The following is a 19,502-nucleotide window of genomic DNA, read 5'->3' as shown; positions in this document are numbered from 1 at the left end:
TTTTCATTCACATTTTGCAAAAATTACGCACTTATAGCTTTCCATTTTTCTCACCATATAACATATATTGAAAATTTATTAAAAGGATGGGTGCTTCATGAACATTGGAAGTTTTCGCTTACCATTTTTTGAGAAAGAAACTCAAAACGTTATGCACCAAGATCTAGAAGCCTCTGAGATAATCAGTAATTTCTTACTTACCCATATTCCTATTAAAACTAATATACCACTCATTCTCGTTTGTATCGGAACAGATCGTTCTACAGGTGACGCACTCGGCCCGTTAGTTGGTACAAAACTTGAACAAATAGACATCAAAAACCTCCAAATATTCGGTACACTAGATGAGCCAGTACATGCACTAAATTTAGAAGAAAAAATTCAGAATATACAGAAAAAACATCCTACTGCATTTTTAATTGCTGTTGATGCATGTTTAGGAAAGTCCCAAAATATTGGGTCAATCACTACTGGAAAGGGACCTAGTAAACCGGGTGCTGCTATGAATAAGAAATTGCCTGCAGTTGGTGACCTGCATATACACGGTATCGTCAATCTAAATGGGTTTATGGAGTTTTTCGTTCTTCAAAATACAAGATTAAGTTTAGTCATGAAAATGGCTGATGTAATCGCACAAAGTATAAAAGAGACGGATCAAAAATTATCCGCATTAAAAAAAGCAAACCATCTATAAATAATAAGATGGTTTGCTTTTTAATTTTTCTGTGCTAATAGTTCTAAAATACGATTTAAATCTTCTTTATTAAAAAATTCAATTTCGATTTTACCTTTTTCTTTTTTCGTCTCTTTAATTCTCACATCTGTGCCAAACTTTTCTCTTAAGAACGTTTCACGTTCTACGAAAAATATATTTCGCTCTTTTTTCACTTTTTTTGTTTCACGTGAAACGTGTTGATTAATCTCTTGGACGATTTTCTCTAATTGACGAACATTTAATCCTTCTTTTTCAATGCGTTTCAATAAGGACTTCAATTGTTCTTCGTCTTTTATCGTAAGTAAAGTTCTCCCATGAGCCATTGAAAGTTGACCATTTGCAATCATATCTTGGACGAACGAAGGGAGGCTTAATAACCGAGTATAATTTGCAATGTAAGGTCTGCTTTTGCCAAGACGTTTCGCTAATTGTTCTTGCGTTACATTTAGCTCATTCATTAACATCTGGTATGCCATTGCCTCTTCCATAGGATTTAAATCTTCTCGTTGTAAGTTTTCTAACAAAGCAAATTCCATCATTTGCTGTTCAGTTAATTGTCTTACAACCGCAGGTACCTTTTCTAAACCAGCCTCTTTTGCAGCACGAAATCGTCTTTCACCTGCAACGATTTCATATCCTTTAATACTCTTTCTAGCAATTAATGGTTGTAGAATACCGTGTTCCTTAATCGAAATTGCTAATTCCTGAATAGCCTCTTTATTAAAGTGTTTACGCGGTTGATATGGATTTGGCCTTAATTCAGTTACAATAATCTCCTGAATTGTTTCCTCTTCTTTCACATCTAAATCAGGAAAAAACACATTAATTCCTCTTCCTAATCCTTTAGCCACCTGCAATCACTTCCTCTGCTAAATCTATATATACTTCTGCTCCTCTTGATTTAGCGTCATACTGCATAATAGGTTTCCCATGACTTGGAGCCTCGCTCAAGCGTACATTACGCGGAATAATCGAGCGATATACTTTATCCCTAAAATACTTTTTCACTTCATCTATAACTTGGATCCCTAAATTTGTACGAGCATCCAACATTGTTAACAATACGCCTTGAATTGCTAAATTTTTATTTAAATGTTTTTGTACAAGTCGAACTGTATTTAATAGCTGACTTAATCCTTCTAGTGCATAATATTCACACTGTACAGGAATAATAACAGAATCTGCTGCTGTTAATGCATTAATCGTTAATAACCCTAAAGACGGGGGACAGTCGATAATAATATAATCATATTCATCACGAACTGGCTGTAATGCTCTTTGCAAACGTACTTCCCGGGAAATAGTCGGTACCAATTCAATTTCAGCACCAGCCAATTGAATTGTAGCGGGTAGAACATCTAAGTTTTCAGTTGCGGTTTTCTGTATAACCCCTTGAACATCTGCATCTTCCACAAGAACGTTGTAAATACATTGATCTAATTCAGATTTTTCAATTCCCACACCAGTCGTTGCATTTCCTTGAGCATCAATATCTACAAGAAGGACTTTTTTACCTACTTGCGCCAATCCAGCCCCTAAATTAACAGATGTTGTGGTTTTTCCAACACCGCCTTTTTGATTAGCAATAGCAATGATTTTTCCCATGATGTCACCTACTTTCAACCTTTCTATCTTATTCTAGTAACAATTACGTTTATTGTAACATGAAATAAAACTTTTTCTTTTACGTCCTTTATTAAACTTCAAAATTTATTTCTAAACTCCTTCTTCATTTAACAAGAAAATATAGTAAAAGAGACCTCTCCAATAGGATAAGGTCTCTAACACGTCATTATTATTTTTTCTTTGGAATTTTAATTGTAATTTGATAGTACTCATCAAATTCTTCTTCCTCAGAATTAACATTTAAACCACTTTCAGTAACCATTTGTAAAGATTGCCTAATTGTATTCATAGCAATCCTCGTATCTCGACTTACTGCTTTTTGCTTTGCCTTACGCTTCGGTTTTGCTTCCTCTAGTAACTTCGCAATTCGTTCTTCTGTTTGCTTTACATTCAGTTGTTTCTCCACAATTTCCTGTAAAACCTTCAGTTGTAATTCCTTATTTTTTAAAGGAATGAGAGCGCGGGCATGACGTTCTGTAATGCTTTTTTCTAATAATGCACTTTTTATTTCTTCAGGCAACTTTAACAATCGCAACTTATTTGCGATTGTAGATTGTCCTTTTCCAAGTCGTTGTGCCAATGCTTCTTGTGTTAAATTATGTAACTCAATCAGCTTTTGATATGCCACAGCTTCCTCGATTGCCGTTAGTTCCTCACGTTGCAAGTTTTCAATTAAAGCTACAGAAGCTGTCTCTGTATCATTTAAGTTCTTTATAATTGCAGGAACCTTTTCCCAACCTAACTTTGTTGCCGCGCGAAAACGTCTTTCTCCAGCAATAATCTCATACTTATCGTCCTCATATTGCCTTACAACAATCGGCTGAATAAGTCCATGTGTACGAATCGTTAATGCTAGCTCATCAATACGCGCATCATCAAAAACTGTTCTTGGTTGATAACGGTTAGGGGTAATATTTACTATCGGAATTTCTTGTATTTCCTCATATACCTTTTTATCTATCTCTTCATGGCTTTCGTCTTGTAATTCGAATTCGCTCTCTTTATCTCCAAAGCCAAATAAACGAGAAAACGTATTTTTCATACATATTCCACCACCTTTTAGGCCTATTGACTATTCTCCATAAAATGTTTCCTATGAAACATTTACGTTTTCATTTATATAATTTAATCTTACGTCTAATAAGATTTATTTTTCAATAGGTAATTTATTGGGTGTTCCCGGTTTGCGTGGATATTTCTTTGGTGTCTTGCGCTTTTTCTCGATTAATAAAATATTACGTTCACTCTCTTCAAACGGTAATTGGAACGTAGACATCTCTTTTAACTCTCCGCCTAGAACCTCTAAAGCATACTTGCCATTTTCGATTTCTTCGTTTGCTGCTGCACCTTTCATTGCAATGAATGTTCCTCCAACTTTTACAAGTGGTAAACATAGCTCACTTAATACAGAAAGACGCGCAACTGCACGTGCCATTACAATATCGTATGATTCACGTACACCTTCTTTTTTCCCAAATGTTTCAGCACGATCATGACAAAATGCAACATCACTTAATTCTAACTTTTGTGCTAAGTGATTTAAGAAATTAATACGTTTTTGCAATGAATCTACAATTGTTACTTTTAAGTGCGGGAAACAGATTTTTAAAGGAATACTTGGGAATCCAGCCCCTGCACCAACATCACAAATTGAGAATGGTTTTGAAAAATCATAATAAAAAGCAGCTGTAATGGAATCAAAAAAGTGTTTTAAGTATACTTCTTCTTTTTCTGTAATAGCCGTTAAGTTCATTTTTTCATTCCACTCTACTAATGTTTCAAAGTAGATTTTGAACTGCTCTAATTGTCTAGAAGAGAGGGTGATTCCCTTCTCTTCTAGCATAGATTGAAATTGTTCTATGTTCATCTAGCAATATCTCCTTACTATGTTATTGGTTCGATACGCGCGCAATTTTTCCTTGTTCTATATACACAAGTAAAATGGAAATATCCGCTGGATTTACGCCAGAAATACGTGAAGCCTGCCCCATTGAAAGTGGACGAACATCTTTCAATTTCTGTCTAGCTTCTGAAGCAAGGCTAGAAATCGCGTCATAATCAATATCTACAGGGATTTTTTTACTCTCCATTTTCTTCATTCGCTCTACTTGCTGTAAAGATTTTTCAATATATCCTTCGTACTTAATCTGAATTTCAACTTGTTCTGTAACTTCATCACTTAATTCTACTTCACTTGGTACTAAAAGATGAATATGCTCATATGTCATCTCTGGACGACGTAATAAGTCACTTGCACGTATTCCATCTTTCAATTCACTTCCGCCAATATTGCGAATTAATTCTTGAACTTCAGGACGTGGTTTAATAATAATGCTGCTTAAACGTTCCTTTTCCTGTTCAATTTGTAATTTTTTATTTGTAAATCGCTCATATCGCTCTTCTTTAATTAATCCAATTTCACGACCAACTTCAGTTAAACGAAGATCAGCATTATCGTGGCGTAATAATAGACGGTATTCTGCACGAGACGTTAATAAACGATATGGTTCATTTGTACCTTTCGTTACAAGATCATCAATTAAGACACCAATATAAGCATCCTCGCGGCCTAAAACAACTTCTTTTTTACCTAAAGAACGGCATGCTGCATTAATCCCAGCCATAAGCCCTTGTCCTGCCGCCTCTTCGTAACCAGAAGTTCCATTAATTTGTCCTGCTGTATATAAATTTTTAATCTTTTTCGTTTCAAGTGTTGGCCATAATTGTGTTGGCACAATTGCATCATATTCAATCGCATAACCTGTGCGCATCATTTCAACATTTTCTAGGCCAGGAATTGTTCTAAGCATGTCACGTTGTACATCTTCTGGTAGGCTTGTGGATAAACCTTGTACATATACTTCTTGTGTATTACGCCCTTCTGGCTCTAAGAAAATTTGATGACGTGGTTTGTCATTAAATCTTACTACTTTGTCTTCAATAGAAGGACAGTACCTAGGGCCTGTTCCTTTAATCATACCAGAATACATAGCTGAACGATGTAAATTTTCATCTATTAAACGGTGTGTTTCTGTACTTGTATATGTCAACCAACATGGAATTTGATCCATAATAAATTTCGTTGTTTCAAAAGAGAACGAACGCGGCTTATCATCACCTGGTTGAATTTCTGTTTTACTGTAGTCAATTGTATTACTGTTTACACGCGGAGGTGTCCCTGTTTTAAATCTAACAAGATCAAATCCAAGCTCCTCTAAATGCTCAGATAATGTAATAGACGGTTGTTGATTATTTGGACCGCTTGAATATTTTAAATCGCCCATGATAATCTCGCCACGTAAAAATGTTCCAGTCGTAATTACAACGGTTTTCGCTGTATATTCTGCACCAGCTTGTGTAACTACCCCTTTACATATACCTTCTTCAACGATTAAACGCTCTACCATTCCTTGGAACAACGTTAAGTTTGGTGTTTCTTCAATTGTTTTCTTCAATTCATGTTGGTAAGAGAATTTATCAGCTTGCGCTCGAAGTGCACGTACAGCTGGACCCTTACCTGTATTTAGCATACGCATTTGAATATGAGTTTTATCAATATTACGTCCCATTTCTCCGCCTAATGCATCAATTTCACGAACAACAATCCCTTTTGCTGGTCCACCAACAGAAGGGTTACATGGCATGAATGCTACCATATCTAAGTTAATTGTTAACATTAATGTTTTTGAGCCCATTCGTGCTGCCGCAAGACCAGCTTCACATCCTGCATGACCTGCACCGATTACTATGACATCGTATGAACCGGCATTGTATCCCATTGTTTATTCCTCCTAATAATCTCTATCTTTCTAAAACATCACTATATTATTTTCCTAAACAAAATTGAGAGAACAACTGGTCAATTAGGCTTTCATGGACTGTGTCACCAGTAATTTCACCAAGTATTTCCCACGTTCTTGTTAAATCAATTTGCACCATATCAATTGGTACACCATTTTCTATTGCCTCAATTGCATCACCGATTGTTTGTCCCGCTTGTGTTAATAATCCAATATGTCTCGCATTAGAAACATATGTCATATCTGTAGAATCGATTGTTCCTTCAAAGAATAAATCAGCTATTGCCTTTTCGAGTTCATCTATTCCTTGTTCCTCAATTAAGGATGTTGTAATAACACGATTTCCCTCGGCTAACTCTGTAACACGTTCCATATCAATTGCTTGCGGTAAATCAGTCTTATTCACAATAACAATAAAGTCTTTTCCTTGTACCGCATGGAATAGATCTTCATCCTCATTTGTTAAAGCCTCGCTATAGTTGACAACAACTAATACTAAATCTGCTTGGCTCATCATTTCTTTTGAACGCTCCACACCAATTCGTTCAACAACATCTTCTGTCTCACGAATACCGGCTGTATCTATAAGTTTAAGAGGTACGCCACGCACATTAACGTACTCTTCAATAACATCACGAGTTGTTCCTGCAATATCAGTTACAATTGCTTTTTTCTCCTGAACAAGGCTATTTAATAACGATGATTTTCCAACATTAGGCCTACCGATAATTGCTGTAGCAATACCTTCACGTAAGATTTTCCCTTGTTTTGATGTTTCTAATATTTTTTCGATTTCCGAACGAACATGCGTTGCTTTCTCAATTAAAATATTATGTGTCATCTCTTCTACATCATCGTATTCTGGATAATCTATATTTACCTCAACATGAGCTAATGTTTCTAATATTTCTTGACGTAAGCGACCAATTAATTTAGATAATCGCCCTTCCATTTGATTAATTGCTACATTCATCGCACGATCTGTTTTTGCTCGAATCAAATCCATAACAGCTTCTGCTTGTGATAAATCGATACGTCCATTTAAAAAAGCACGTTTTGTAAATTCGCCCGGTTCTGCCAATCGTACTCCTTGCGCTAGAATAAGTTGCAATACTTTATTTACTGAAACAAGTCCGCCATGACAGTTAATTTCCACTATATTTTCACGTGTAAAAGTCCTCGGTGCGCGCATAATAGACACCATAACTTCTTCAATAACTTGATTTGTATCTAAATCAACGATATGACCATAATGAATAGTATGAGAAGAAACCTCTGTTAAATCCTTCCCTTTAAAAATACGGTCAACTTTCTCCACCGCATCATCCCCACTTACTCGAACAATGGCAATTGCACCCTCTCCAAGCGCTGTGGAAATCGCAGCAATTGTATCAAATTCCATGTCCTTTCACCTCACTTGCTTATTTATCTCTATTTCAACATGATTATTTCTTTCACTAAATTATTAGGATACCATAACGAACCTATCTACAAAAGAAGAATAACTCATTTTATTATATCCCCATGTAAAAAACACTAAACTTATTCACAGTGGATAAGTTTAGTGTTTTTTAGTTATCCACATCTATTTTTCGCTCAAAAAAACCGGCACTCATTTGAGCAACCGGTCATTTAGGAGATATTACAACATGCCGATGTGGTTCATTTCCTTCAGAAGTTGTTTTGATACCTTGATGATTTGATAATGCCTGATGAATAATTTTTCGTTCAAAAGATGGCATCGGTTCTAAAATAACTCTTTTTTTCGTATTAGATACTTGTTTCGCTAATCGATAAGAAAGTGATTCTAACGTACTTTTTCTTTTACTACGATAATTTTCAGCATCTAGTGTAATACCGATATACTGCTTCGTGTTACGATTTGCGACAAGTTTTGTTAAATACTGTAAAGAGTTCAATGTATTACCTCTTTTTCCAATTAAAACTCCTACATCATCACCAGAAATTGTAAATTTAATCTCGCGTCCTTTTACAATTTTACTAATTTCAACTTCCACACCCATATTGTGAATAACATTTCTTAAATATTCTTCACATTCCTGAATTGGATCTTTCTTCAATACAACTTCTACTACTGCAGGACGATTCCCAAATAAACCTAAGAACCCTCTTTTACCCTCATCGACAATATTTATATCTACTCGATCTTTTGATGTGTTTAATTGCCTTAAAGCATCCTCTACTGCCAGCTCGACTGTTTGTCCTTTAGCAGTAATTATACTCACTTGCTTGAGCCTCCAGCTTTGTTAGCCTTAATCTCTGGCCCTTTGATAAAGTACATTTGAGCAATACCAAAGATATTACCAACAACCCAGTAAAGTGATAATGCAGCTGGGAAGTTAATTGCAAAGATTAAAATCATAATCGGCATAAGCCAAATCATCATTGCCATTTGTGGATTTTGACCAGCAGTTCCTGCCATTGCAAGCTTTTGCTGAATAAATGTCGTAATCGCTGCAACAACCGGTAAGATATAGTAAGGGTCTGCCTGTCCTAAATCAAACCATAAAAATGTATGTTTACTAATTTCTGATGTTCTCATAATCGCATGATAAAATGCGAATAAAATAGGCATCTGAACAAATATTGGTAAACAACCGGCTAATGGATTTACACCATTTTTTTGATATAGCTGCATCATTTCTTGTTGTAATTTTTGCTGTGTTGCTTGGTCTTTCGAGCTATATTTCTCTTTTAACTTTACCATTTCTGGTTGTAACGCCTGCATAGCTTTCGTACTCTTCGTTTGCTTAATCATTAATGGTAATAATGCAAAACGAATAATAAGGGTCGTAATAACGATCGCTAAACCGTAATTATCACCAAGCCATGTCGCAAAATACGTGATTAACTGAGAAAGCGGGTATACGAAATATTCATTCCAAATCCCAGTGCTCTTCGATGTAATCGGCTGACCCGTTTCACTACAGCCGGTAGCAATTGCCATTAATGTAATAACCATGGCCAGTAAACCTATTTTCTTTTTCAAAGCCTGCTCCTCCTTGTTTCGGTATGTATATAGTGTAATTCATTTCCTTACGCTACTTTTTTATTCTTTTCATACCAGAGCGTTTAAAGACATGAATTAAGCTTTTCTTTACTTCTTCATATGTCATCTCTGCACAAGGCTTCCTTGCTATTATAACAAAATCTTTTCCAGAATCTATCTCATCTTTTAACTCTGTAATAGCCTGACGGACTATGCGCTTAATTCGATTACGAACTACTGCATTTCCTATTTTCTTGCTAACAGAAAGGCCGATGCGAAAGTTTGGCTGTTCTTCTTTATCTAATTGGTATACAACAAACTGACGATTCGCATTTGATTTTCCTTTTTGAAAAACCGCCTGGAATTCATCATTCTTCTTTATACGATGTTTTTTCTTCATATCAATTGACACTCCTGTATTTCATCAGCGGAAATTCACTATTATTAGAAAAAAAGACCACTGAACGATCAGTGGTCTACGCAGATAATACTTTTCTTCCTTTACGACGACGAGCTGCTAGCACTTTACGTCCGTTCGCTGTGCTCATACGGCTGCGGAAACCATGTACTTTGCTGCGCTTACGTTTATTTGGTTGGTAAGTTCTTTTCATTATATGACACCTCCCTGAGGAATATCTGTTAAAGACAGTCCTATAAATTATAGTTAATTAACTAGGAAAATGTCAATGGTTCTAGAAATTTTCATCAAATATTCATTTTGAACCTATTCACATACTTTTTCACAGCATCTATATTTCCTTGTGGATAAATGTTTTTTCGCGTTTTTTATATCCACAAACTTTTTTTCCCACTTTTACACAGTATATCGTGTTGTGGACAAGTTTATTCCACAAGGTATTGATTTTGTGGATAACTTTCTTAAATTCATTGCTATAGCCACTTTTTTTTGATATTATAGTTGTGTTTTCACTTTGAATAAGTTTTCCACACCTTTATCTTATCCACAATTTGTGTATAACATGTGGACAGTTTTAATCACATGTGGGTAAATAGTTGTCCACATTTGCTTTTTTGTCGAAAACCCTATCTCATATACAAACGACGTTTTTAGGTTTTAAAATACGTTTCGTATAAATATACATTTTATATTTATTAGGTTGTACATTTGTTGCGCAACCTTATTCTTTTACCATCTTAGTAAAGGAGGGACACCTTTGGAAAATATCTCTGATTTATGGAATAGTGCCTTAAAAGAATTAGAAAAAAAGGTAAGCAAGCCTAGTTATGAAACATGGTTAAAATCAACAACGGCTCATAACTTGAAGAAAGACGTATTAACGATTACAGCTCCAAATGAATTTGCTCGTGACTGGCTAGAATCTCATTACTCAGAACTAATTTCGGAAACACTATACGATTTAACAGGGGCAAAATTAGCAATTCGCTTTATTATTCCCCAAAGTCAATCGGAAGAGGACATTGATCTTCCTCCAGTTAAGCGGAATCCAGCACAAGATGATTCAGCTCATTTACCACAGAGCATGTTAAATCCAAAATATACATTTGATACATTTGTTATCGGCTCTGGTAACCGTTTTGCCCATGCAGCTTCATTAGCTGTAGCCGAGGCGCCAGCTAAAGCGTATAATCCACTCTTTATTTACGGAGGAGTTGGGCTTGGAAAGACGCATTTAATGCACGCAATTGGTCATTATGTAATTGAACATAATCCAAATGCAAAAGTTGTATATTTATCATCAGAAAAATTCACGAATGAATTTATTAACTCTATTCGTGATAATAAAGCTGTTGATTTTCGTAATAAATATCGCAACGTAGATGTTTTATTGATAGATGATATTCAATTTCTTGCTGGAAAAGAACAAACTCAAGAAGAGTTTTTCCATACATTTAATGCATTACACGAAGAAAGTAAACAAATTGTAATTTCTAGTGATCGACCACCAAAAGAAATTCCAACTTTAGAAGATCGTCTTCGTTCTCGCTTTGAATGGGGACTTATTACAGATATTACGCCGCCAGATTTAGAGACACGAATTGCAATTTTACGCAAAAAGGCAAAAGCTGAAGGGCTTGATATACCAAATGAAGTTATGCTTTATATCGCAAATCAAATTGATTCAAATATTCGTGAATTAGAAGGTGCACTTATCCGAGTTGTAGCTTATTCATCTTTAATTAATAAAGATATTAATGCTGATTTAGCAGCTGAAGCACTTAAAGATATTATTCCAAATTCTAAGCCGAAAATTATCTCTATTTATGATATTCAAAAAGCTGTCGGAGACGTTTATCAAGTAAAATTAGAAGATTTTAAAGCGAAAAAACGCACAAAATCAGTTGCGTTTCCTCGCCAAATTGCAATGTATTTATCACGCGAACTTACGGATTCCTCTTTACCAAAAATAGGTGAAGAATTTGGTGGACGTGATCATACAACAGTTATCCATGCCCATGAAAAAATTTCTAAACTACTAAAAACCGATACGCAATTACAAAAGCAAGTTGAAGAAATTAATGGTATTTTAAAGTAGTAGCTGAATAGTGTGAATAACTTACCTTGTTTTACGCACAGTCTATCCACATGTAGATAGACTGTTTTTACATCCTTCAAAGGGGTTATCCACATATCCACAAGCCCTATTACTATTACTACTATTTTTTTATCTTTATTAATTAAATAAAATCTTATACTTACCGGAGGTTTTTCTTTATGCGTTTTACAATACAAAAAGACTATCTTGTAAGAGGTGTACAAGATGTAATGAAGGCAGTTTCTTCTCGTACAACAATCCCTATCCTTACGGGAATTAAAGTTGTAGCTACTGAAGAAGGGGTTACATTAACAGGAAGCGATGCTGATATTTCTATTGAATCGTTTATTCCAGTCGAAGAAAATGGAAAAGAAATCGTAGAAATAGCTCAATCAGGAAGCATTGTTTTACAAGCAAAATATTTTAGTGAGATTGTAAAAAAACTACCTAAAGATACTGTCGAAATTTCTGTGGAAAATCATTTTATGACAAAAATAAAATCTGGAAAATCAGAATTTAACTTAAATGGTTTAGATTCTGCAGAATATCCGTTATTACCACAGATTGAAGAACATCATGTATTTAAGATACCAACAGATTTACTTAAGCATATGATCAGACAAACTGTATTTGCAGTTTCTACTTCTGAAACAAGACCAATCTTGACAGGTGTAAACTGGAAGGTATATAACAGCGAGTTAACTTGTATTGCAACAGATAGTCATAGACTAGCACTTCGAAAAGCGAAAATCGAAGGACATAATATTGCAGATGAATTTCAAGCTAATGTTGTTATCCCAGGTAAGAGCTTAAATGAATTAAGTAAGATTCTAGATGAGTCTGAAGAAATGGTGGATATCGTTATTACGGAGTATCAAGTATTATTCCGTACAAAACATTTATTATTCTTCTCAAGATTGTTAGAAGGAAATTATCCAGATACAACACGTTTAATTCCAGCAGAGAGTAAAACGGATATTTTTGTGAATACAAAAGAATTCCTACAAGCAATTGATCGTGCTTCACTATTAGCGAGAGATGGCCGCAATAACGTTGTCAAATTATCAACTTTAGAGCAAGAAATGCTAGAGATTTCTTCGAATTCACCAGAAATTGGAAAAGTTGTCGAAGAAGTACAATGTGAAAAAGTAGATGGAGAAGAGTTAAAAATATCTTTTAGTGCAAAATATATGATGGATGCATTGAAAGCCTTGGATAGTACAGAGATTAAAGTTAGTTTTACTGGGGCGATGAGACCGTTCTTAATTCGTACAGTAAATGATGATTCAATTATTCAATTAATTTTACCAGTTCGTACTTACTAGGTAAGGAATAAGGGTTGCTAGTTTAAAGATGCTAGTGGCCCTTATTTGATTTTTGGGTATTACTTTCCTAATGTTAGTTTATTTAGTACAATGAAAGAATGAACACTTTCAGAAAGTGAGCGATTTTATGAAACATATTAAAATTTCAACAGAGTATATTACACTAGGACAATTTTTAAAGTTAGCTGATGTAATTGATACAGGTGGCGCTGTAAAATGGTTTTTACAAGAATATGAAGTGTACGTGAACAACGAACTTGAAAATAGAAGAGGTCGCAAACTATATGCGAATGATGTTATTGAAATTCCAGGAAGCGGAACTTTCCAAGTTCAAGCATAAAGGGGGAGCCCTTTGTTTATTTCAGAAATACAATTAAAAAACTATCGTAATTATGAAAAATTAGAGCTTTCCTTTGAAGATAAGGTAAATGTAATTATCGGCGAAAATGCACAAGGGAAAACAAACTTGATGGAAGCTATTTATGTTTTAGCGATGGCGAAATCTCATAGAACCTCTAATGATCGCGAACTTATCCGCTGGGATGAAGAGTTTGGTCAAATAAAAGGTAAATTACAAAAAAGAAACAGTTCTTTGTCTTTGGAATTAAATATTTCGAAAAAAGGTAAAAAGGCAAAATTAAATCAACTTGAACAACAAAAGTTAAGTCAATATATTGGCGTGATGAACGTTGTCATGTTTGCCCCAGAAGATTTAAATCTTGTAAAAGGAAGCCCTCAAGTAAGAAGACGCTTTTTAGATATGGAATTAGGACAAATAGCTCCTGTATATTTGTATGAATTAAGTCAATATCAAAAGGTGCTCACGCAACGAAATCACTTGTTGAAAAAAATGCAAGGGAATAGTAAGAATGAGGAAACGATGTTGGATGTATTTACACTTCAACTAATTGAGCATGGTGCAAAAATACTGCAAAAACGTTTTGAATTTTTGCATTTGCTACAGGAATGGGCAGCTCCAATTCATCGCGGTATAAGCCGTGGATTAGAAGAGTTAGAAATTGTCTATAAACCAAGTGTAGATGTATCAGAATCAATGGATTTGTCGAAAATAAAAGAAGTATACTATGAAAGTTTTCAATCTGTGAAACAACGTGAAATTTTCCGTGGTACGACTTTAATTGGTCCTCATCGTGATGATTTACAATTCTTCGTTAATAGTAAAAATGTTCAAGTCTTTGGTTCGCAAGGACAACAACGAACGACCGCACTATCCCTAAAATTAGCTGAAATTGAATTAATTTATTCAGAGGTTAAAGAATATCCAATCCTTTTACTGGATGATGTTTTATCAGAATTAGACGATTATCGTCAATCACATCTGTTAAATACAATTCAAGGAAAGGTGCAAACATTTGTTACAACGACGAGTGTCGACGGAATTGAACACGAAACATTAAAAGATGCGAAAACAATTCATGTAACGAACGGCACGGTAGATTGTGAAATAGATAGGGCATAAACCCCTGTTTAAATGGAAAAGTAGGTGATCTTTGTGTCAATGGAACAAAAGCAAATGCAAGAAAATGCATATGATGAAAGTCAGATACAGGTACTTGAAGGACTAGAGGCAGTTCGGAAACGTCCGGGTATGTATATTGGATCTACGAGTGGGAAGGGACTTCACCACCTTGTATGGGAGATTGTCGATAATAGTATCGATGAAGCGTTAGCAGGATATTGCGATGAAATTAACGTTAGTATCGAAGAAGATAATAGTATTCTTGTAACGGATAATGGACGTGGTATTCCAGTTGGTATACAAGAAAAAATGGGACGTCCTGCAGTAGAGGTTATTATGACTGTCCTCCACGCTGGTGGTAAATTTGGCGGTGGCGGTTATAAAGTTTCTGGTGGTTTGCACGGTGTTGGTGCATCTGTTGTAAATGCCTTATCAACAGAATTAGAAGTATTTGTACATCGTGATGGCAAAATCCATTACCAAAAATACGAAAGAGGTATTCCGGTTGCAGATTTAAAAGTCATCGGTGATACAGATAAGACTGGAACAATAACTCGCTTTAAACCGGATCCAGAAATTTTTAAAGAGACGACAGAATATGAATTCGATACGCTAGCGACTCGTATGCGTGAGTTGGCGTTTTTAAATCGTAATATTAAATTAATAATTGAAGATAAACGTGAACATAAGCAAAAGAAAGAGTTCCACTATGAAGGTGGAATTAAATCATATGTTGAACATTTAAATCGTTCAAAACAACCAATTCATGAAGAGCCTGTATATGTAGAAGGTTCAAAAGATGGTATTCAAGTTGAAGTTGCGCTTCAATATAACGAAGGATATACAAATCATATTTACTCATTTACAAATAATATTCATACGTATGAAGGTGGTACACATGAGGTAGGATTTAAAACTGCCTTAACACGTGTGATTAACGATTATGGTCGTAAAAATAACATTTTAAAAGATGCGGATAGTAATTTGACTGGTGAAGATGTTCGTGAAGGTTTAACAGCAATCGTGTCAATTAAACATCCAAATCCACAATTTGAAGGGCAAACGAAGACGAAACTTGGAAATAGTGAAGCGAGAACGATTACGGAGTCAGTATTCTCTGAGGCTTTTGAAAAATTCTTACTGGAAAATCCCAATGTTGCACGTAAGGTTGTAGATAAAGGGACGATGGCAGCACGTGCGCGTGTAGCAGCTAAAAAGGCTCGTGAGCTAACTCGCCGAAAGAGTGCTTTAGAAGTTTCAAGTTTACCAGGGAAATTGGCAGATTGTTCTTCTAAAGATCCAGCAATTAGTGAAATTTATATCGTAGAGGGTGACTCTGCGGGTGGATCTGCAAAACAAGGACGCGATCGTCATTTTCAAGCAATTTTACCGCTGAAGGGTAAAATTATTAATGTTGAAAAGGCACGCTTAGATAAGATTTTATCAAATGATGAAGTTCGTACAATTATTACGGCGATTGGTACAAATATTGGTGGGGACTTCGATATCGAAAAAGCACGCTATCATAAAGTTATTATTATGACCGATGCTGATGTTGATGGTGCGCATATTCGTACCCTATTATTAACGTTCTTCTATCGTTATATGCGTCAAATAATTGAGTGTGGATATATATATATCGCACAGCCACCTTTGTTTAAAGTGCAACAAGGTAAAAAAATTCAATATGCTTATAATGATAAAGAACTTGAAAAAATATTAGCTGAGTTACCAGCCCAGCCGAAACCAGGAATTCAACGTTATAAAGGTCTTGGAGAGATGAATCCAACTCAGCTATGGGAGACGACAATGGATCCAGAAGTACGTTCGTTACTTCAAGTTTCCCTTCAAGATGCAATAGAAGCAGATGAAACATTTGAAATTTTAATGGGTGATAAAGTGGAACCGCGTCGTAACTTTATCCAAGAGAATGCAAAATACGTGAAAAACCTTGATATTTAAATGAGTAATGACAGGAATCTAAGTATTCCTGTCTTCTACATATAAATCAATGTATGTGTAACGGAAATGTAAGAGGAGGTGCTCGTTGATGTCAGACAATCAACAACAAGCACGAATTCGAGAAATTAATATTAGTCATGAAATGCGTACCTCATTTTTAGATTACGCAATGAGTGTTATCGTATCTCGTGCATTACCAGATGTTCGTGATGGATTAAAACCTGTGCATCGTAGGGTTTTATATGCGATGAATGATTTAGGAATTACAGCTGATAAAGCGTATAAGAAATCAGCACGTATTGTCGGTGAAGTAATCGGTAAGTATCACCCTCATGGAGATTCAGCCGTTTATGAAACAATGGTACGTATGGCGCAAGATTTCAGTCAACGTTATATGCTTGTAGATGGGCATGGTAACTTCGGTTCTGTAGATGGAGATTCAGCAGCGGCAATGCGTTATACAGAGGCAAGAATGTCTAAGATTTCTATGGAATTAATACGTGATATTTCAAAAAATACAATTGATTACCAAGATAACTACGATGGTTCGGAAAGAGAGCCGATTGTATTACCAGCGCGTTTCCCTAATTTATTAGTAAACGGTACGACAGGTATTGCAGTTGGTATGGCAACAAATATTCCGCCGCATCAACTTGGCGAAGTAATTGATGGTGTGTTGGCATTAAGCCATAATCCAGATATCACTATCGCGGAATTAATGGAATATATTCCTGGGCCAGACTTCCCGACATCAGGTTTAATCTTAGGGCGAAGTGGCATCCGTAGAGCTTATGAAACAGGACGAGGTTCTATTATGCTTCGTGCCAAAGTTGAAATTGAAGAGAAATCAAATGGTAAACAATCTATTATCGTAACGGAACTACCTTATCAAGTTAATAAGGCACGATTAATTGAAAAAATCGCAGAATTGGTTCGCGATAAGAAAATTGAAGGTATTACAGATTTACGTGATGAATCAGACCGAAATGGTATGCGTATTGTCATGGAAGTACGTCGTGACGCTAATGCAAACGTACTATTAAACAATCTATATAAACATACAGCACTTCAAACAAGTTTCGGTATTAATATGTTGTCTCTTGTAAATGGAGAGCCTCAAGTACTAAACTTAAAACAAAACTTATATCATTATTTGGAGCACCAGAAGGTAGTAATCCGTAGACGTACTGCTTATGAATTAGAAAAAGCAGAGGCACGTGCCCATATTTTAGAAGGATTACGAATTGCTTTAGATCATCTTGATGAAGTTATTACGTTAATTCGTAGTTCAAAAACGGCTGATATTGCAAAGCAAGGCTTAATGGAACGTTTCGGTTTAAGTGAGAAACAAGCGCAAGCGATTTTAGATATGCGTCTGCAACGCTTAACTGGATTAGAACGTGAAAAAATCGAGCAAGAATATCAAGACTTAATGAAATTAATTGCTGAATTAAAAGCGATTTTAGCAGATGAAGAGAAAGTTCTTGAGATTATTCGTGAAGAATTAACAGAAGTAAAAGAGCGTTTCAATGATAAGAGACGAACAGAAATTACAATTGGCGGTATGGAATTTATTGAAGATGAAGATTTAATTCCTGAGCAAAACATTGCGATTACGTTAACTCATAACGGTTATATTAAGAGGTTACCAGCTTCTACGTACAAAACACAGAACCGTGGGGGACGTGGTGTACAAGGAATGGGTACGAATGATGATGACTTTGTTGAACACTTATTAACAACGTCTACTCATGATCATATTTTATTCTTTACAAACAAGGGTAAAGTATACCGTACGAAAGGATATGAAATCCCAGAGTATAGTCGTACTGCAAAAGGGCTACCAATTATTAACCTATTAGGGGTAGATAAGGGTGAGTGGATCAATGCCATTATTCCAATTCGTGAATTTGGTGACGACCAGTTCTTATTCTTTACAACGAAACAAGGTATTTCTAAGAGAACGCCACTTTCATCATTTGCAAATATACGTACAAACGGTTTAATTGCAATTTCGCTTCGTGAAGAAGATGAAGTGATTTCTGTACGTTTAACATCTGGCGATAAAGATATTATCGTAGGGACAAGCAACGGTATGTTAATTCGCTTCAATGAACAAGATGTACGTTCTATGGGCCGTAATGCAGCTGGTGTAAAAGCTATTACATTAGGCGAAGAGGACCAAGTAGTAGGTATGGAAATTGTTGAAGAAGATACGAATGTTTTAATTGTAACGAAAAACGGGTATGGTAAGCGTACTCCAGTTGAAGAGTATCGACTACAAAGTCGTGGTGGTAAAGGTCTTAAGACTTGTAACATTACAGATAAAAACGGTAAGTTAGTAGCGGTTAAGTCTGTAACAGGTGAAGAAGACATCATGCTAATTACAGCCGCAGGCGTTATTATTCGTATGCCAGTTGATCAAATCTCTCAAATGGGACGTAATACACAAGGTGTTCGTCTAATTCGTTTAGAGGATGAGCAAGAGGTAGCGACAGTAGCAAAAGCACAGAAAGATGAAGAAGAATCTAATGAAGAGGTTTCTTCTGAAGAATAAGAGGGGGGATTTTCCCCCTCTTATTTTTTTATAATAATACTTGCATAGTAATAGAAAAGTCTATATAATAGGCAAAGTCAGCAAATGAGAGATACAAATTATCTTGAAAAACTTGTTGACGAAAATAATATACTATGATATATTATAAAAGTCGCTGAAACGCGATATTGAACTTTGAAAACTGAACGAAACAAACAACGTGAAACGTCAATTTTTATTTTTAGATGCTAGACAAACTAACTTTATTGGAGAGTTTGATCCTGGCTCAGGATGAACGCTGGCGGCGTGCCTAATACATGCAAGTCGAGCGAATAGATTGAGAGCTTGCTCTCAAGAAGTTAGCGGCGGACGGGTGAGTAACACGTGGGTAACCTGCCCATAAGACTGGGATAACTCCGGGAAACCGGGGCTAATACCGGATAACATTTTGAACTGCATGGTTCGAAATTGAAAGGCGGCTTCGGCTGTCACTTATGGATGGACCCGCGTCGCATTAGCTAGTTGGTGAGGT

17 protein-coding genes and 1 rRNA gene are annotated in these 19,502 nt (G+C 35.6%); 8 read left to right on the top strand and 10 right to left on the bottom strand.

The genetic code is table 11. The features are described from left to right. The first annotated feature begins 97 nt into the window (after nucleotides 1-97). Complete coding sequence (yyaC, locus tag ACQRBL_RS26410) at nucleotides 98-694, top strand: spore protease YyaC (protein WP_411995865.1); 597 nt, start codon at nucleotides 98-100, stop codon at nucleotides 692-694. Nucleotides 695-714: 20 nt separating this feature from the next. On the opposite strand, the gene spo0J is transcribed toward yyaC, so the two are convergent. From spo0J to rpmH, 10 genes are all read right to left on the bottom strand, one after another. Further along, on the bottom strand, nucleotides 715-1,566 hold the full coding sequence (spo0J, locus tag ACQRBL_RS26405) for a stage 0 sporulation protein Spo0J (RefSeq protein WP_023523632.1): 852 nt from the start codon (nucleotides 1,564-1,566) through the stop codon (nucleotides 715-717). After that, a complete protein-coding gene (soj, locus tag ACQRBL_RS26400) occupies nucleotides 1,559-2,320 on the bottom strand; it encodes a sporulation initiation inhibitor protein Soj (protein WP_000516114.1) in 762 nt (253 codons plus the stop codon). Before soj ends, spo0J begins: the two co-directional genes overlap by 8 nt. 190 nt (nucleotides 2,321-2,510) lie before the next feature. Continuing rightward, on the bottom strand, nucleotides 2,511-3,383 hold the full coding sequence (gene noc, locus ACQRBL_RS26395; protein ID WP_016513285.1) for a nucleoid occlusion protein: 873 nt from the start codon (nucleotides 3,381-3,383) through the stop codon (nucleotides 2,511-2,513). Nucleotides 3,384-3,488: 105 nt separating this feature from the next. After that, complete coding sequence (gene rsmG / locus ACQRBL_RS26390) at nucleotides 3,489-4,208, bottom strand: 16S rRNA (guanine(527)-N(7))-methyltransferase RsmG (RefSeq protein WP_001019628.1); 720 nt, start codon at nucleotides 4,206-4,208, stop codon at nucleotides 3,489-3,491. A gap of 22 nt (nucleotides 4,209-4,230) precedes the next feature. Beyond that, complete coding sequence (gene mnmG, locus ACQRBL_RS26385; RefSeq protein ID WP_000541052.1) at nucleotides 4,231-6,120, bottom strand: tRNA uridine-5-carboxymethylaminomethyl(34) synthesis enzyme MnmG; 1,890 nt, start codon at nucleotides 6,118-6,120, stop codon at nucleotides 4,231-4,233. A 46-nt stretch (nucleotides 6,121-6,166) separates the two neighbouring features. Then, a complete protein-coding gene (gene mnmE / locus ACQRBL_RS26380; RefSeq protein WP_000393762.1) occupies nucleotides 6,167-7,543 on the bottom strand; it encodes a tRNA uridine-5-carboxymethylaminomethyl(34) synthesis GTPase MnmE in 1,377 nt (458 codons plus the stop codon). Between the two features lie 226 nt (nucleotides 7,544-7,769). Next, nucleotides 7,770-8,387, bottom strand: a complete 618-nt coding sequence (jag, locus tag ACQRBL_RS26375) for an RNA-binding cell elongation regulator Jag/EloR (protein WP_097920080.1) — start codon at nucleotides 8,385-8,387, stop codon at nucleotides 7,770-7,772. Then, nucleotides 8,384-9,151: a YidC family membrane integrase SpoIIIJ gene (gene spoIIIJ / locus ACQRBL_RS26370; RefSeq protein WP_000726764.1), complete on the bottom strand. Its 768-nt coding sequence runs from the start codon at nucleotides 9,149-9,151 to the stop codon at nucleotides 8,384-8,386. The genes jag and spoIIIJ overlap by 4 nt, the downstream gene beginning before the upstream one ends. Nucleotides 9,152-9,203: 52 nt before the next feature. Then, complete coding sequence (gene rnpA / locus ACQRBL_RS26365; protein WP_023523635.1) at nucleotides 9,204-9,551, bottom strand: ribonuclease P protein component; 348 nt, start codon at nucleotides 9,549-9,551, stop codon at nucleotides 9,204-9,206. A 76-nt stretch (nucleotides 9,552-9,627) separates the two neighbouring features. Next, entirely contained in the window at nucleotides 9,628-9,762 is a 135-nt protein-coding gene (rpmH, locus tag ACQRBL_RS26360) for a 50S ribosomal protein L34 (protein ID WP_000831901.1), read from the bottom strand. Nucleotides 9,763-10,326: 564 nt separating this feature from the next. On the opposite strand from rpmH, the gene dnaA reads away from it, so the two are divergent. From dnaA to ACQRBL_RS26325, 7 genes are all read left to right on the top strand, one after another. Beyond that, complete coding sequence (dnaA, locus tag ACQRBL_RS26355) at nucleotides 10,327-11,667, top strand: chromosomal replication initiator protein DnaA (RefSeq protein WP_000428028.1); 1,341 nt, start codon at nucleotides 10,327-10,329, stop codon at nucleotides 11,665-11,667. Nucleotides 11,668-11,846: 179 nt separating this feature from the next. Continuing rightward, nucleotides 11,847-12,992 (top strand): DNA polymerase III subunit beta, encoded by a 1,146-nt coding sequence (gene dnaN / locus ACQRBL_RS26350; RefSeq protein WP_001212886.1) that lies wholly within the window; start codon nucleotides 11,847-11,849, stop codon nucleotides 12,990-12,992. A gap of 127 nt (nucleotides 12,993-13,119) precedes the next feature. Further along, nucleotides 13,120-13,332: a S4 domain-containing protein YaaA gene (yaaA, locus tag ACQRBL_RS26345; protein WP_000680510.1), complete on the top strand. Its 213-nt coding sequence runs from the start codon at nucleotides 13,120-13,122 to the stop codon at nucleotides 13,330-13,332. 12 nt (nucleotides 13,333-13,344) lie between these two features. Beyond that, entirely contained in the window at nucleotides 13,345-14,472 is a 1,128-nt protein-coding gene (gene recF, locus ACQRBL_RS26340) for a DNA replication/repair protein RecF (RefSeq protein WP_000470755.1), read from the top strand. Nucleotides 14,473-14,511: 39 nt separating this feature from the next. Further along, complete coding sequence (gene gyrB, locus ACQRBL_RS26335; protein WP_411995866.1) at nucleotides 14,512-16,434, top strand: DNA topoisomerase (ATP-hydrolyzing) subunit B; 1,923 nt, start codon at nucleotides 14,512-14,514, stop codon at nucleotides 16,432-16,434. A gap of 88 nt (nucleotides 16,435-16,522) precedes the next feature. Beyond that, nucleotides 16,523-18,991: a DNA gyrase subunit A gene (gene gyrA, locus ACQRBL_RS26330; RefSeq protein ID WP_063546178.1), complete on the top strand. Its 2,469-nt coding sequence runs from the start codon at nucleotides 16,523-16,525 to the stop codon at nucleotides 18,989-18,991. Nucleotides 18,992-19,233: 242 nt separating this feature from the next. After that, nucleotides 19,234-19,502: ribosomal RNA gene (locus ACQRBL_RS26325) — 16S ribosomal RNA — on the top strand; the annotation flags it as partial.

The organism is Bacillus sp. AF62, assembly GCF_050312695.1.
Classification (GTDB): Bacteria; Bacillota; Bacilli; order Bacillales; family Bacillaceae_G; genus Bacillus_A; species Bacillus_A cereus.
The sequence above is the reverse complement of the archived record's forward strand: the minus strand, read 5'-3'. Positions and strand labels throughout refer to the sequence as shown.

Coding starts and splice junctions, on each gene's coding strand:
- yyaC (WP_411995865.1), top strand. CDS start 98: ATGAACATTGGAAGTTTTCGCTTACCATTTTTTGAGAAAGAAACTCAA.
- soj (WP_000516114.1), bottom strand. CDS start 2,320: ATGGGAAAAATCATTGCTATTGCTAATCAAAAAGGCGGTGTTGGAAAA.
- noc (WP_016513285.1), bottom strand. CDS start 3,383: ATGAAAAATACGTTTTCTCGTTTATTTGGCTTTGGAGATAAAGAGAGC.
- rsmG (WP_001019628.1), bottom strand. CDS start 4,208: ATGAACATAGAACAATTTCAATCTATGCTAGAAGAGAAGGGAATCACC.
- mnmG (WP_000541052.1), bottom strand. CDS start 6,120: ATGGGATACAATGCCGGTTCATACGATGTCATAGTAATCGGTGCAGGT.
- mnmE (WP_000393762.1), bottom strand. CDS start 7,543: ATGGAATTTGATACAATTGCTGCGATTTCCACAGCGCTTGGAGAGGGT.
- rnpA (WP_023523635.1), bottom strand. CDS start 9,551: ATGAAGAAAAAACATCGTATAAAGAAGAATGATGAATTCCAGGCGGTT.
- rpmH (WP_000831901.1), bottom strand. CDS start 9,762: ATGAAAAGAACTTACCAACCAAATAAACGTAAGCGCAGCAAAGTACAT.
- dnaN (WP_001212886.1), top strand. CDS start 11,847: ATGCGTTTTACAATACAAAAAGACTATCTTGTAAGAGGTGTACAAGAT.
- yaaA (WP_000680510.1), top strand. CDS start 13,120: ATGAAACATATTAAAATTTCAACAGAGTATATTACACTAGGACAATTT.
- gyrB (WP_411995866.1), top strand. CDS start 14,512: ATGGAACAAAAGCAAATGCAAGAAAATGCATATGATGAAAGTCAGATA.
- gyrA (WP_063546178.1), top strand. CDS start 16,523: ATGTCAGACAATCAACAACAAGCACGAATTCGAGAAATTAATATTAGT.